Source organism: Nocardia sp. 348MFTsu5.1, from assembly GCF_000383535.1.
In the GTDB taxonomy this organism is placed as follows: domain Bacteria; phylum Actinomycetota; class Actinomycetes; order Mycobacteriales; family Mycobacteriaceae; genus Williamsia; species Williamsia faeni.
This window is the reverse complement of record NZ_KB911509.1, coordinates 519,687-533,175: the sequence shown is the minus strand read 5'-3', so window position 1 is coordinate 533,175 and position 13,489 is coordinate 519,687. Positions and strand designations below refer to the sequence as shown.

The 13,489-nt window shown below is 62.7% G+C and carries 15 protein-coding genes; 11 read left to right on the top strand and 4 right to left on the bottom strand.

From position 1 onward, the window contains the following. The first annotated feature begins 18 nt into the window (after window positions 1-18). From H290_RS30045 to H290_RS0102515, 3 genes are all read left to right on the top strand, one after another. Window positions 19-732: a hypothetical protein gene (locus H290_RS30045; RefSeq protein ID WP_020105184.1), complete on the top strand. Its 714-nt coding sequence runs from the start codon at window positions 19-21 to the stop codon at window positions 730-732. 391 nt (window positions 733-1,123) lie between these two features. Then, window positions 1,124-2,419 carry an isocitrate lyase gene (gene aceA / locus H290_RS0102520; protein WP_028462676.1) on the top strand — a complete coding sequence of 432 codons (1,296 nt, stop codon included), beginning with the start codon at window positions 1,124-1,126 and terminating at the stop codon, window positions 2,417-2,419. 185 nt (window positions 2,420-2,604) lie between these two features. Then, the gene (locus H290_RS0102515; RefSeq protein WP_020105182.1) at window positions 2,605-3,492 is read left to right on the top strand and encodes a 3-hydroxybutyryl-CoA dehydrogenase; all 888 of its coding nucleotides are present in this window, start codon (window positions 2,605-2,607) and stop codon (window positions 3,490-3,492) included. 13 nt (window positions 3,493-3,505) lie between these two features. Here H290_RS0102515 and H290_RS0102510 read toward each other — a convergent pair whose 3' ends face one another. Further along, window positions 3,506-3,829: a putative quinol monooxygenase gene (locus tag H290_RS0102510; protein ID WP_020105181.1), complete on the bottom strand. Its 324-nt coding sequence runs from the start codon at window positions 3,827-3,829 to the stop codon at window positions 3,506-3,508. Window positions 3,830-3,929: 100 nt separating this feature from the next. Here H290_RS0102510 and H290_RS0102505 point away from each other — a divergent pair, with 100 nt between their 5' ends. After that, a complete protein-coding gene (locus H290_RS0102505; RefSeq protein WP_020105180.1) occupies window positions 3,930-4,544 on the top strand; it encodes a cysteine hydrolase family protein in 615 nt (204 codons plus the stop codon). Between the two features lie 104 nt (window positions 4,545-4,648). Here the strand turns inward: H290_RS0102505 and H290_RS0102500 are convergent, their stop codons facing one another. From H290_RS0102500 to H290_RS0102490, 3 genes are all read right to left on the bottom strand, one after another. Then, the gene (locus H290_RS0102500; protein ID WP_020105179.1) at window positions 4,649-5,368 is read right to left on the bottom strand and encodes a hypothetical protein; all 720 of its coding nucleotides are present in this window, start codon (window positions 5,366-5,368) and stop codon (window positions 4,649-4,651) included. A gap of 357 nt (window positions 5,369-5,725) precedes the next feature. Next, a complete protein-coding gene (locus tag H290_RS0102495; RefSeq protein ID WP_020105178.1) occupies window positions 5,726-6,574 on the bottom strand; it encodes an SDR family NAD(P)-dependent oxidoreductase in 849 nt (282 codons plus the stop codon). A 5-nt stretch (window positions 6,575-6,579) separates the two neighbouring features. Next, on the bottom strand, window positions 6,580-7,368 hold the full coding sequence (locus tag H290_RS0102490; RefSeq protein ID WP_020105177.1) for a TetR/AcrR family transcriptional regulator: 789 nt from the start codon (window positions 7,366-7,368) through the stop codon (window positions 6,580-6,582). A 131-nt stretch (window positions 7,369-7,499) separates the two neighbouring features. Here H290_RS0102490 and H290_RS0102485 point away from each other — a divergent pair, with 131 nt between their 5' ends. From H290_RS0102485 to H290_RS27595, 7 genes are all read left to right on the top strand, one after another. Next, window positions 7,500-8,819 carry a DUF445 family protein gene (locus H290_RS0102485; RefSeq protein ID WP_020105176.1) on the top strand — a complete coding sequence of 440 codons (1,320 nt, stop codon included), beginning with the start codon at window positions 7,500-7,502 and terminating at the stop codon, window positions 8,817-8,819. A 122-nt stretch (window positions 8,820-8,941) separates the two neighbouring features. Then, window positions 8,942-9,436 carry a helix-turn-helix domain-containing protein gene (locus tag H290_RS27600; RefSeq protein ID WP_020105175.1) on the top strand — a complete coding sequence of 165 codons (495 nt, stop codon included), beginning with the start codon at window positions 8,942-8,944 and terminating at the stop codon, window positions 9,434-9,436. Next, complete coding sequence (locus H290_RS0102475) at window positions 9,423-10,205, top strand: hypothetical protein (RefSeq protein WP_020105174.1); 783 nt, start codon at window positions 9,423-9,425, stop codon at window positions 10,203-10,205. The genes H290_RS27600 and H290_RS0102475 overlap by 14 nt, the downstream gene beginning before the upstream one ends. A 101-nt stretch (window positions 10,206-10,306) precedes the next feature. Then, window positions 10,307-10,600: a DUF2516 family protein gene (locus tag H290_RS0102470; protein ID WP_020105173.1), complete on the top strand. Its 294-nt coding sequence runs from the start codon at window positions 10,307-10,309 to the stop codon at window positions 10,598-10,600. Between the two features lie 125 nt (window positions 10,601-10,725). Then, window positions 10,726-11,493, top strand: a complete 768-nt coding sequence (locus H290_RS0102465) for a MerR family transcriptional regulator (RefSeq protein WP_020105172.1) — start codon at window positions 10,726-10,728, stop codon at window positions 11,491-11,493. Between the two features lie 21 nt (window positions 11,494-11,514). Beyond that, a complete protein-coding gene (locus tag H290_RS0102460) occupies window positions 11,515-12,564 on the top strand; it encodes an alpha/beta fold hydrolase (protein WP_020105171.1) in 1,050 nt (349 codons plus the stop codon). After that, window positions 12,564-13,484, top strand: a complete 921-nt coding sequence (locus tag H290_RS27595; RefSeq protein ID WP_020105170.1) for an alpha/beta fold hydrolase — start codon at window positions 12,564-12,566, stop codon at window positions 13,482-13,484. Before H290_RS0102460 ends, H290_RS27595 begins: the two co-directional genes overlap by 1 nt. The last annotated feature ends 5 nt before the right edge of the window (window positions 13,485-13,489 follow it).

Here is a 13,489-nt window from a genome sequence, read left to right as displayed (position 1 = left end):
GCTGTCTAGGCTGTGGGCATGCTGCGCGGGAAGCTGTCTGTATCGGTGATTGTCTTGGTGTCTCTGTGCCTTCTCGGAACATCGTGTTCGGACGACACCTCGCCGGTATCGGAGTCGTCGCCACCGCCGTCGAACACGCCCGCCGCACTCCTGCTCCCGGCTCGCGCATTTCCCCAGGGCTATCAGCCCGCCGAGTTGAGTGTCATCGACCTGCGCGAGCAGAACGCAGCTGCCCTCGAATCGGCGGGCACGGCACAGTTCGACCCGCCGCAGTGCCGGCCCACGGCCGACGCCGACCTGAACAGCAAGCTCGATGTGTCCAACACAGCGGTCTCGGCGTGGCAGTCAGCAGCCGGCAACACCATCACCGAATTGGTGACGACCGTTCCGCGGGATATCGACGCGGATGTGCGAGCGACCGTGGGTGAGTGCGCGCAGGTCACGATCACGATCACGCAGGGCAGTACCGCCGGGACCACGGTCCTCACCCAGAACCGGCGACTCACACCACCGCCGCTTCCCACCTCACTCTCGCTGATGGCTGAATCGGTCGCGACCACCACATATCCAGGGGGACGTACGGCGACCTCTCAGACGCTGGCCGGGTACGCGGTGGTCGACGGAGTGACCGTTCAACTGGTCGCGAATTCGACCGAAAATGGGCTCAGCGACCTCGAGTTCGCTGATCTGTTCGCCCAAGCCGTGGCCAGGGTCAGCGCCGCAACTGACTGATCGGTGGCATCGACGCCTTGTGATTCCGCTCACCGGGACGGACTTCGGGATCCGATATCCGAGTGCGGTAATGAGCACGGTGAACCGGCCTTTGCCGGGATGAGGGGTCACCAAACTTGCAGTACGCGCGTACTTTTTGGCGTACTCACGAGTAGTGAATCGCGAGTTGTTTACAGCGCAATCTTCGCAATATTTGCAAACGCTCGCGAAAACCTCGCCCGAATTCACATCTGCGGCGTGTAGACCTGCGGCTTTGCCTGTGGCACTCTCGGTGAAGCAGACGCCCCTCGGGGTAAACGAATTGCTAATTCGCCCCGAACCGAGTCCGGCCCCACCGGACTCGGGCGGACCGCCACACAGCACAAGCTCAACGAATATGGAGCGCGAGAATATGAGCACCGTCGGAAAACCAAGGACTGCCGCCGAAATCCAGCAGGACTGGGACACCAATCCTCGTTGGAAGGGCATCACCCGCGACTACACCGCTGAGTCGGTCGTCGAGTTGCAGGGCAGCGTCGTCGAGGAGCAGACCCTCGCACGTCGTGGCGCCGAGATCCTCTGGGAGGGTGTCACCCAGGGCGACGGCAGCTACATCAACGCGCTCGGTGCTCTCACCGGCAACCAGGCCGTGCAGCAGGTTCGCGCCGGCCTGAAGGCCGTGTACCTCTCCGGCTGGCAGGTCGCCGGTGATGCGAACCTGTCCGGACACACCTACCCGGACCAGTCGCTGTACCCCGCGAACTCGGTTCCCTCGGTTGTTCGCCGCATCAACAACGCACTCCTGCGCGCCGACGAGATCGCTCGCGTCGAGGGTGACAACTCCGTCGACAACTGGGTTGTGCCGATCGTTGCCGACGGTGAAGCCGGCTTCGGTGGCGCACTGAACGTCTACGAACTGCAGAAGGCCATGATCGCCGCCGGTGCCGCCGGAACCCACTGGGAAGATCAGCTCGCCTCGGAGAAGAAGTGTGGCCACCTCGGTGGCAAGGTGCTGATCCCCACCCAGCAGCACATCCGCACCCTGAGCTCGGCTCGCCTGGCTGCTGACGTTGCCAACGTGCCGACCGTGGTCATCGCCCGCACCGACGCCGAGGCCGCCACCCTGATCACCTCCGACGTCGACGAGCGCGACCAGCCGTTCGTCACCGGTGAGCGCACCGCCGAGGGCTACTACCATGTGAAGAACGGCATCGAGCCGTGCATCGCGCGTGCAAAGTCCTACGCGCCGTACGCCGACATGATCTGGATGGAGACCGGTACCCCCGATCTCGAGCTGGCTCGTAAGTTCGCCGAATCCGTCAAGAGCGAGTTCCCCGACCAGCTGCTGTCCTACAACTGCAGCCCGTCGTTCAACTGGAGCCAGCACCTCGACGATTCCACCATCGCCAAGTTCCAGAACGAGCTCGGCGCAATGGGATTCACCTTCCAGTTCATCACCCTCGCCGGCTTCCACGCCCTCAACTACGGCATGTTCGACCTTGCCTACGGTTACGCCCGCGAGCAGATGACCGCCTTCGTCGACCTGCAGAACCGTGAGTTCAAGGCTGCCGACGAGCGCGGCTTCACCGCCGTCAAGCACCAGCGCGAGGTTGGCGCCGGCTACTTCGACCGCATCGCCACCACCGTTGATCCCAACAGCTCCACCACCGCGCTGAAGGGCTCCACCGAAGAAGGCCAATTCCACTAGAGCTAGACCGCCTCTCCGGATCTTTGGCGAACTAGCAGGCGGCTCGCAGCGTTTCGTTGCGGGCCGCCTGTTGGCAAATTGATTGGCTTCTGGGCGTACCCCAGCAGAGTTACCCTCATCTCGCCGCAGGTGTTGGTTTCGATTTGTTCAAAGATATTGCGGCTTCGTAGTTTTCGAGGAGAGTCATGAGCGAGAAGATTTCGCGGGTGGGCGTCATCGGTGCCGGGCAGATGGGCGCAGGCATCGCCGAAGTGTGTGCTCGTGCGAACGCCGACGTTCTGGTCTATGAGACGACCCGCGAGCTCGCCGCTGCCGGGCGAACCCGCATCCTTCGCTCGCTCGACCGAGGTGTGAGCAGCGGAAAGCTCACCGAGCGGGAGCGTGAACAAGCTTCTGGGCGTTTGCGTTTCACCTCTGATCTCGGTGACTTCGCCGATCGTCAGATGGTGTGCGAGGCCGTTGTCGAAGACGAAGCCGTCAAGACCGAACTCTTCAAACAGCTCGACAAGGTGGTCACCGATCCGAACGCGGTGCTGGCCTCTAACACCTCGTCCATACCGATCATGAAACTCGGCATGGCAACCGCCAACGCCCACCGTGTCGTCGGCATGCACTTCTTCAACCCCGTGCCGGTGCTCCCTCTGGTCGAGCTCGTCACCACATTGCTGACGGCGGACGATGTCACCGCCCGCGCCGAAGAGTTCGCCCGCGACATCCTCGGCAAGCAGGTCGTGCGGTCGTCCGACCGTTCCGGGTTTGTGGTCAACGCCCTGCTGGTCCCGTACCTCCTGTCGGCGATCCGCATGGTGGAGAGCGGCTTTGCCACGGTCGAGGACATCGACAAGGCCATGGTCCTCGGCTGCGCACACCCCATGGGCCCGCTCAAGCTCACCGACCTCGTCGGCCTGGACACCGTCAAAGCCATCGCTGACAAGATGTACGAAGAGTTCAAGGAACAGCTGTACTCGCCGCCGCCGCTGTTGCTGCGCATGGTCGAGGCCGGCCGGCTCGGAAAGAAGACCGGCCACGGCTTCTACCAGTACGCGGACACAAAGGTCGGCGCCAAGAACTAACGACCGCGGATGCTCAGTCGATGGTGATCTCACCCATGGCCGACCAGTCGTCGGCGTCGATGGTGTGGCTGATGATTCTGGGCGTCGCTGCGAGTGCCTGGGGCATCACTTGTGTTGTGGCCGTCTTGAAATGCTCGCTGTTCACGTGAGCTCCGGCAGCATCGTTTTCGAACGCCTCGACCAGGACGAATTCGTTCGGATCGTCCACGCTGCGCGACCAGTCGAACCACTTGTTGCCCGGCTCATTGCGTGTCGCCTGGGTGAAGGGTGCCACCAGATCCAACCAGCGGTCGGTCCACTCCGGCTTCACCTGAAACTTGACCACGATGAAAATCACTTCGGTTCTCCATTCTCGTCATCTGCAGGCGCACGCTGAGGAAAATGGTAGTTGCGCGGGCGAAGGGCCCGTCCACACTTCGCAGGAACTGGTGATTTGAATGTCTGACGCATTGACCCTCGATCCGACCAAGACCGCCCTGGTGCTCATCGAATTCCAAAACGAGTTCGCTGCCGAGGGTGGGGTGCTGCACGACGCCGTGAAAGCGGTCATGGAGAAGAACGGCATGCTGGCGAACACCGCCGCGCTGGTCGACCGGGCCCGCGACGCCGGGGTGACCATCCTGCATGCGCCGATCACCTTCGCCGCCGGCTACGGCGAGATCACCAAACATCCGTACGGGATTCTCAAAGGAGTCGTCGACGGCAACGCTTTTGTGAAGGGGACCTGGGGTGCGGACTTCGTCGCCGAGGTCTCGCCCGCTGATGGTGACATCGTCATCGAGGGCAAACGCGGTCTCGACACCTTTGCCAGCACCAACATCGACTTCATCCTGCGTAGCAAGGGAATCGACACCATCATCCTCGGCGGATTCCTGACCAATTGTTGCGTGGAGTCGACCATGCGGACCGGTTACGAAAACGGCTACCGCGTCATCACATTGACCGACTGCACGGCCGGCACGTCTGTCGAGGAACACGACAACGCGATCAACTTCGACTACCCGATGTTCTCTCATCCGGTCGAGTCGAAAGACGTTGCCGCCGCGCTGTAGTCGTCACATTCCCAGAAAACAAAATTCGCGCCACCTGCCCGCGTTTGCTCCGGTCGCAACCGGAGCCAACGTCAGTAGGTGGCGCGAATTCGTTGGTGGAGAGACTAGGAAAGCGGGATCAGGTTGCTGAGACTGACACCACTGAGCGAGCCGAAAGCGTCACCGGCCGGAGCCTTCTTGGCGAAGTTGGTCGTGCAGCCGTTGAACGTGACGTCGTCAATAAGCGCAGTTTCGCCGACAACCGCGGTCTGGATCGAGATGCCGTAGTGGTCGATGACTGTTGACGGACCGGCGGCCTGCTTCAACTTCGCCAGGGTGGTATGCGTGTACGCGGGGATCGTGCCGCCCAAGGTCTTGGTCGACCACCACTCGCTTGACTCGCTCACGTCCGTCGCGCCGGCGCCGGCATACACCAGGGTGGCGAATCCGGACTGTGTACCGGTCGCAGCTTTGGTAACACGGATCTGCCAGCTTGCGGGGGATCCCTGGTGCTTAACCGTGAGCGGTCCCGTCAAAGCAGTCAACTCGAGCTGTCCGGCGGAGTGGTAGGAAGCCGAACGCGCAGGCGGGTTGCTGCCCGGCGCGTCCACCGTCGTGAGTTTAAGTGCACCATCTGCGTCAAAAGCCTCGTCGGCTACATAAGTGCCGGCCTGGTTCGGTTCGTCCTCGAAAGGATTGCCCCAACCGTTCGGGCTGGCTTCCGACGAGACCTCAGCGCAGGTCTCGGCAGAGACCGGCGCCGCGGTGGCGACGGCAGGGAAGAGAAGTGCCGCAGCTGTCACTGCGGCAACTGCCGTCGTGGTGCGGAGAATGATGCGGTTCATGCGGTGTAACGACCTCCAGAAAGTGACTACATATGTTGTTCGACGTCAACATAGCAAACGCCATACGAGCCCTTTGCAATGTGTCCGTCATTTGGCCTTAACACGGCGACCTATTTAGGCCGCGATTTCTGTGGCCAGCGCTAAGTTGTTGTGCGATGGGGTCTTTCGTGAATCCAGGCGTGAGCTGGGACGATGCCGCTCGCGTGAATTCGCAACCGAAAAAGCCAATGGCAGCCTGCAGAAAATATCGACTATTAAATACAGGGCGTATTTAATTGTCCGATGTTCGTATGATTTATTTCTGCACCATTGGTGATATGTGCACTCAGCGCGTACGAATATGCCGTACGGATCGAGTCAATTCGGCGGGAACAACGGACCGCCGCCGAACGGCTCGCGATGCGACTTCGGCAATCCGCCATCGTTGTTGGTCAATCCGTATGCGGCACCGAGTTCGGCGGTCACGAGGGTGTGGCCGTTGTTCTCGAGCAGTGACGGATCCCGCCACAGGCGGTCGATGACCCGGCCGACGAATTCCGGGTGCTCCGCTTCGTCGAGGCGGAAGCCGGCGAATTCGTCGATACCCAGTGACATGAGCAGCTCGGTCTGAATCAGGCCCAGCCACAAGGAGATTGCGCTGACGCCGGTCCCGGCCAGTTCGTGACCCATGTCGAAGGCCATCTTGTCGAGTGCGGCTTTGCTCATCCCATAGAGCACCGAATGCAGATGGCCGCGGGTTCCGAATGACGAGATGTTGACCATCAACCCGCTGCCTCGCGGAACCATGATCTGTGCGGCATGAACGCACGCAACGTAGTGGGCGCGCACGCCCACGGTGATCAGGGTGTCCCAGTCGGTGATCGGACGTTCCCAGAACCTGTCGCTGAAACCGCCGAAACCCTTTGGTGCGGCCCACGCATTGTTGACGAGCAGATCAAGCCGGCCGTGGCCGGACGAGATCGTCGCGAACAATGAGGCCACCGCGTCGTCGTCGGCGTGGTCGCAGCTGACGCCGATCCCGGTGGCACCGGCGGCATCGATGGCGGCCACGGTCTGACCGAGTCGGTCGTCGGGACCGGTTCCGCCGCGCGCGGTCACGTATACGGTCCAGCCGGCCGCGCCCAATGCCGTGGCCACTCCTTTGCCGACACCGCGACTGGCCCCCGTGACCAGAGCAACCGGAGCGACTGACTTGTCCTCACCCATGGGCGTCAATCTATAGGTGGAGGTGCCTCGGGGAGGGGATGTTCTTGCGCGTTGAAGTATTCGGGGGAGCCGCCGGCAGCCGCGATTCCGGAGATGGCCGACCACACCATCATCGTCAGATAGTTGATGAGCTCCTCTTTTCCGAGGCGCTGCTCGACCATCCACCAGTGCACCGCGAGCTGGATGGCGCCGACGAGGCTGTACGCCCACGTCTCGACGCCCGCGGTCTCGGAGCCCTGGTCGACCATCCGGTTGATCATCACAAACGCGAGCATCTGGGCCACGAGCTTCTGCGAGTCGGCCAGGACTTGCGCACCCGAACCGCCCACCATCACAAACGAGTAGATCTGGGGTTCGTCGGCGACGGTCTGGACGTAGACGGAGATGACCGTCCGGGTGAGGTCGAACTCTTCGAGGTCCTCGTTGATGGCACTGCCCAGACGCGGGACCAGCACCGTCTCGATGAAACGCATCATCGCGGCGGTGGTGAGGTCGCTCTTATCACTGAAGTATCGGTAGAGGACCGTCTTCGAGACACCGATCTCGGCGGCGATCTCGTCCATCCCGGCGTCGGGACCAAGCGTGCGGACCGCGGCGAGGGTTCCGTCGACCAATTCGGTACGACGGGCCTCCTTGTGCCCCTCCCAGCGACGTTTTCGACCGTCGGTCTTGACGTCGTCGATGCCCACCTGACTGCGGATGGCCTGGGGCAGTGAAACGCCCTTGGCGGCGGCCGTCGCCGCGGCGGCGACCGCAGCGCGCGCGGCTGCTGCCGGGTTCGGTCGAGGGCACATCACACAGGTCTCTTCTGGTCGACAGTCGTTGCCCGTCCACCTTATGTTCCCGGGCACCCGGGTAACCCGATTGAGGGAAGGTTGCACCGCTGTACCGGTTTCACGGCCCGACATTCGGTAACACTGGATGGATGCAAACGACACAGGCGCCACCGGTACCGCAGGCTGTGCCCAAGCGCACCATCGCCGGCATCGGCGGTGCTGATGCGCAGCGCAAGGCCGCATTGCGGCGGATGAAGATGGTCGCGACCGGGTTTCTGCTGCTCGCGGCGGTGATCTACTTCTTCTGCCGCTGGCTCGAGGACCGCGACGGAGAGAACGTCGCGGCCTGGGTCGGGTACGTGCGGGCAGCGGCAGAGGCGGGCATGGTCGGTGCGCTTGCCGACTGGTTTGCCGTCACGGCGCTGTTCAAGCACCCGCTGGGCATCCCGATCCCGCACACCGCATTGATCCGGAAGAAGAAGGATCAGATCGGCGATCAGCTCGGCGAGTTCATCGAAGAGAACTTCATGACGCCGGATGTCATCGAGGAGAAGGTCGCCCAGCTGGCGTTGCCGAAACGGGTGTCGTCGTGGCTCGCCGATCCGAAGAATGCGCCGCGGGTGGGGGCAGAGGCTGCGCGCGGGATCGCGTTTGCCGCCGAGATGCTCGATGACGAAGACATCGAGCAGCTGATCCTGGCCGCGATGAAGTGGGCTGCCGAGCCGGAATGGGGTCCGCCCGCCGGGCGGGTACTCGAACAGCTCATCGCCGAGAACAGACTCGAACCGGTCATTCAGCTCGTCTGCGATCGGGCGCATGATTTTGCCCTCGGTAGTGAGGAAATGATCGAGAAGGTGATCGACAAGGACGGGCCTGCGTGGGCACCGAAGTTCGTCAATCACTTTGTGGGAGACCGGATCTACCGCGAGTTGGTGGAGTTCACGTTCAAGGTGAAGTCCGATCCATCTCATCAGGTGCGGCTCGAGATGACGGCGATGCTGGTGCAGCTCGCTGACGACCTTCAGCATGATCCCGCCACCATCGAGCGGCTCGAGACGATCAAGTCGGAGCTGCTCGAGCGCGACGAGGTGACCGGTGCGGCCTCGACTGCCTGGAGTGCGGGCAAGGCACTCATCGAGCAGCTGCTCGCCGACCCGAACGGCACCCTGCGCAAGACCCTCACCGACTCCGTCATCGGGGTTGCCGAGCGGATCCGTGATGATCATGAATTGCAGGAGAAGATGAACCTGTGGATGGTCCGGGTGGCGCGGCACGTGTCGGAGAACTACTCGCAGGAGATCATCTCGGTCATCACCGAGACGGTCCGCGGATGGGATGCCGACGACACCAGCAGCAAGATCGAACTGCAGGTCGGTCGTGATCTCCAGTTCATCCGCATCAACGGCACGGTTGTCGGCGCATTGGCCGGACTGACGATCTACACGGTGTCTGTACTGCTCTTTCAATGAGATCCGCCCGAAAAAAGGACGGGCTGTCTGTGGCGTTCGTCACGAATTAGCACAGTGCTTGCAATTGCTAGCACATGTGGCACCATGGGTATCGAAACCTGAAGGAGTGACCGATGGTTCCAATGCCAACTGATCCAGAAGACGGTCCGGTGACGGCCGTTGTTGCCCATGCGGCGCAGGACATCGCTCAGGACATCAGTGCCAACGTTGCCACTGCCGCCCAAGATATCGGGAGCTTCATCAGGTCTCAGCGGATTTCCGCCGAGGTGTCGTTACGCCAGCTCGCGGAGCGGGCAGGGGTGAGTAATCCGTACCTCAGTCAAATCGAACGAGGGTTGCGCAAGCCTTCGGCCGATGTGCTGGCCCAGATCGCCAAGGGTCTTCGCGTGTCGGCGGAAGTGCTGTACGTGCGGGCCGGGATTCTCGAAGAGCGTCCCGCGAGCCCGGTGCGCGACGCGCTGATGGCCGACACCGTCATCAGCGAACGCCAAAAACAAGTGTTGCTCGAGATCTACGAGTCCTTCTGTAAAGAGAACCGGGCCGAGGTTGAAAGTGACACGACCACAACACAAACGACCTCAAAGTCCACGCTGGAGGAACATGATGACCAGAGCTGAACGTAATCTCGCAAACCCGCTGTACGCCGCTGTCGGTGCCGGAGATCTGGCACTCAAATCGGTGACCGATGTGATCACGCAGCTGCGTGAGCGCACCGAAACCGCCACCGAGACAGCGCAAGCCCGTTTCGACGAGACGAAGACCACCGCACAGGCCCGTTTCGAGGAGACCAAGACCACCGCGCAGAGCCGTCTGGAAGAGACTCGCGAGCGGCTTTCGGCTCTGCCGGAAGAGGTTCCGTCTAACATTGACGAGTTGCGTGCCAAGTTCACCGCCGACGAACTGCGCAAGGTCGCCGAGGCCTACATCGAGGTCGCGGCCAACATCTACAACTCGCTCGCCGAGCGCGGCGAAGAGACCGTGGTGCGTTTGCGTGCCACCCCCGCAGTCGAAGAGCAGCTGAGCCGGGTCGAGAAGGTCTACGGCGACGCCGTCGATCTCACCGAGGACACCCTCGGCACCATCTCGTCGCAGACGCGGGCCGTCGGCCAGCGGGCCGCCAAGCTCGCCGGACTTGCGTCGGACAAGATCGTCGACGTGGCGGGCGAGGTCGAAGACGTCGCGGACAAGATCGAAGAAGCCACCGACAACGCCACCGACGCGATCAACGGTGCCGCCGGCACGGTCGAGGCGAAGGCGCGCACCGCGAGCGATTCGCCCGCCAAGAAGATCGCCGAGGCCAAGGCTCCGGCGAAGGCTCCGGCCAAGAAGGCTCCCGCCAAGGCTCCGGCCAAGAAGGCTCCGGCCAAGAAGGCCACGACCGACTAGGGCATTCCGCTAGTAGCTTCGGCACACCGCCGCCGCAGTGCGACGCTGCGACCGTCGGGTGATGAGGACAGTAAGGTGAACTCGTGGATGTATTGGCTTTCATGGGTTACGCGCAAAACTTTGTCCTCCTCGCTCTGACGGTTGTGGCCGGCACTGCGGCGGCGGTCGCGTTGGTCCATGCGGCCATCCAGCGGCCTGATGCGTTTCCGGCCGTCGATCGCCAGTCCAAGGTGATCTGGGTGTCGATACTGGCAGCCGCGACCGCGTTCATCTGGCTCTTCGGGGCCATCGGTCTGCTGGGGATCGCCGGGGTGGTGGCCATGCTGGTCTACCTCGTCGATGTCCGGCCGCGGGTGGATTCGATCCAGAACAAGTCGTGGTTCCGTAAGTCCTGATCGCCGACGTCGTGTGCGCGTTGTCGCCGTGACCGTGACGCACCCAGACCTTGACAATGCCTGGTGTCATATAGCACCGTGGTGGCATCACCAAGAACCGCTGGTGGTCGACCTAGAATGAGCAAATGGCTGAATACCGGATCAACGAGCTCGCTGATATCTCCGGCGTCAGTGTTCGCAACATCAGGGTCTATCAAGATCGCGGGTTGCTGCCTCCTCCGAAGATCAAGGGGCGCACGGGGTGGTACTCCTCCGAACATCTGAGTCGTCTCAAGATGATTTCTCAGATGCTCGAGCGTGGGTACACCTTTGCCACCATCAGCGAACTGCTGATGGCCGCGCGAAACGGGCTCACAGTGGAGCACGTCCTCGAGGGTGAGCCCAAGCGCAACAGCCGCTGGAAGAACCTGCGCCGCGTTGCCACGATCACCATCTCCGAGTTGCGAAAAGGCCTCGGCGCGACCGACAGCAGCATCGCCCTCGGTCAGCGGCTCGGTCTGCTGGTCAAAGAAGGCGCCGGATACGCCGTCACCAATCCCGAGGTTCTCGCCGGAGCCGAGGTCCTGGTGAAGGCCGGGATCGACCTGGAGGTGCTGCTCGACCGCTGGGAGCGCGTCCAGGATGATCTCCAGGACATCGCCGCGAGCTTCGTCTCGATCGTCACCGACAAGTACCTCGCCGAAGGGACGACCTTCGAAATGGAGGAGAGCGAAGTGATCAGGCTGGCGGAGCTGGTGCAGACGGTACGGCCGATGGCACACGACATCGTCGAGGTTGCGTTCGGTAAGGCGATGGATGCGGAGATCTCCAAGGCACTCGATCGCGGTGCCGAGATGATGATGGCTTCGGATGATGAAAAGTCGGCCGCGGCTCCAGATGTGGATACTCGCTAGATCGAGCACGAGGGGGTAAGTGTGGACGGAAAGAAGATCGCCATCGGGGGTGCGATCGTCGGGGCCGGTGTTGTCGCGGCCGGTATTGCGATCACCGGTACGTTCCTGGGGTCGATTGTGGGTGCGGCGCTACTCGCGCCGGATCCTGTTGACGATCAACCGGATCCACTCCTGGCCACTCCAGCCACGGAGCCGGACCGAATACCCGTTCGCGCCGCCGACGGGACCGAGCTCAACGTTGTCGCCTACGGTCCTCCCGACGGTGACGTGCTGGTACTGGTCCACGGCTGGGTCTGTAACACGCAGTACTGGTACCCGCAGATCAATGCCTTCTCCGACCGGTACCGGGTGATCGCGTACGACCAGCGCGGGCATGGGGGCTCGCCGCGAGGGACGTCCAAGCTGTCCGTTGATCTGATGGGGCAGGATCTGCAGGCGGTCCTGAGTGCGGTTGTCCCGCAAGGCCGTAAGGCGCTCATCGCCGGGCACAGCATGGGCGGCATGACTGTGCTGTCATGGGCGAACCAGTTCCCTGGCAGCGTCCCGGACACAGCCCGGGCAGTGGTGCTCACGTCGACCTGCGCCGACAATTTGCTGCCCAACCTCGGACTCATCCCGCTTGATCTACCGGACGCACTGTCGCCGATCGAGTATCTGATGTGTCGACTGGTCGCCGGTGCCACCATTCGTCTACCGCGAACCAAGATGTCGCGCAAGGTGACCCAGTACATGGCGCTCAACACGACCTCGCGCGGATCCCACGTGGACTTCTGCGACGAGATGGTGGCAGCGTGCCCGGGCCGGTCGCGGGGTAAGTGGGGCAACGCGATGGTCGGGCTCGACGTATCCGGCGGACTGGATGCGCTGTCTGTCCCGACACTCGTGGTGGTCGGCGAAGACGACAAACTGACCCCCGTGGTCCACGCCGAATCGATGGCTGCCGCGCTCCGCGAGCACGGGCACCTCGACAATCTGGTGGTGTGGCCGGGCATCGGGCACATGAGCAGCATCGAGAACTCCGAGGGCTACAACGCCCTGCTCACCGATCTTCTCGATCGAACGGCAGGCTGATGTCCGGGGGTCGGTCACTGTTGCAGGCCCCGCAGTTCGATGTGCGACACACCGTCGTCGACCGGCCGGGCGGCGCGTCGATCGCCGTCTACGAATACGGTCCCGCCGACGGTGACCCGGTGGTGCTGGTGCACGGCTTCGCCGTCAGTGCGCGGTATTGGAATCCACAGATCAACGGTCTGGCCGGACGATTTCGGGTGATCACCTACGACCAGCGGGGCCACGGCCGGTCCGAACTCGGCAGCGAGACGACGGTCAACGAACACCTCGGCCAAGACCTGGCGGCGGTGCTCGAACACACTGTGGCCGACGGCAGGCCGGCCGTGGTCGTCGGGCACAGCATGGGCGGTATGTCGGTGATGAGCTGGGCTGCGCAGTATCCGTCGGAGGTCGGCCGGTACGCGAGATCAATCGTGCTCGCCGGTACCTCGGCAACGTCGCCGGTGACGAAAAGGCCGGTCCGCCTGGGTAAACCGGTCAGTGTGGTGCGCCGCGCCCAGTACGAGACGGCCTGGCTGGCGTTCACCGCCATCCACTGGCCCGGCGGTGACCTGCTGATGAGATCCGGAATGATGGCTGCGGGCATGGTCTTTCCCGGTACCGGCCGTGCCCAGCTGATATTCCTCGACACAATCTTGCGTGACACAGATTGGCGCACAAGGGAAAAGGTTGGCCGATCACTCGAGGGTTTGAGTGTGGCACGGGGATTGTCGGCGATGGATGTGCCGGTTGCGGTGCTGGTCGGGTCCCGAGATCGACTCACGCCGCCACGGCTTGCGATCCGGGTCGCCGACGCCCTGCGTTACACGGGTTCGCTGGAGAGGTTCGAAACCTGGCGGGATGCAACACATCTGCTCAACTGGGAACAGCCGCACCGGTTCAACGCCGTCATCGCCGACCTGTCTGCTGCGGGCCACTGACGTAG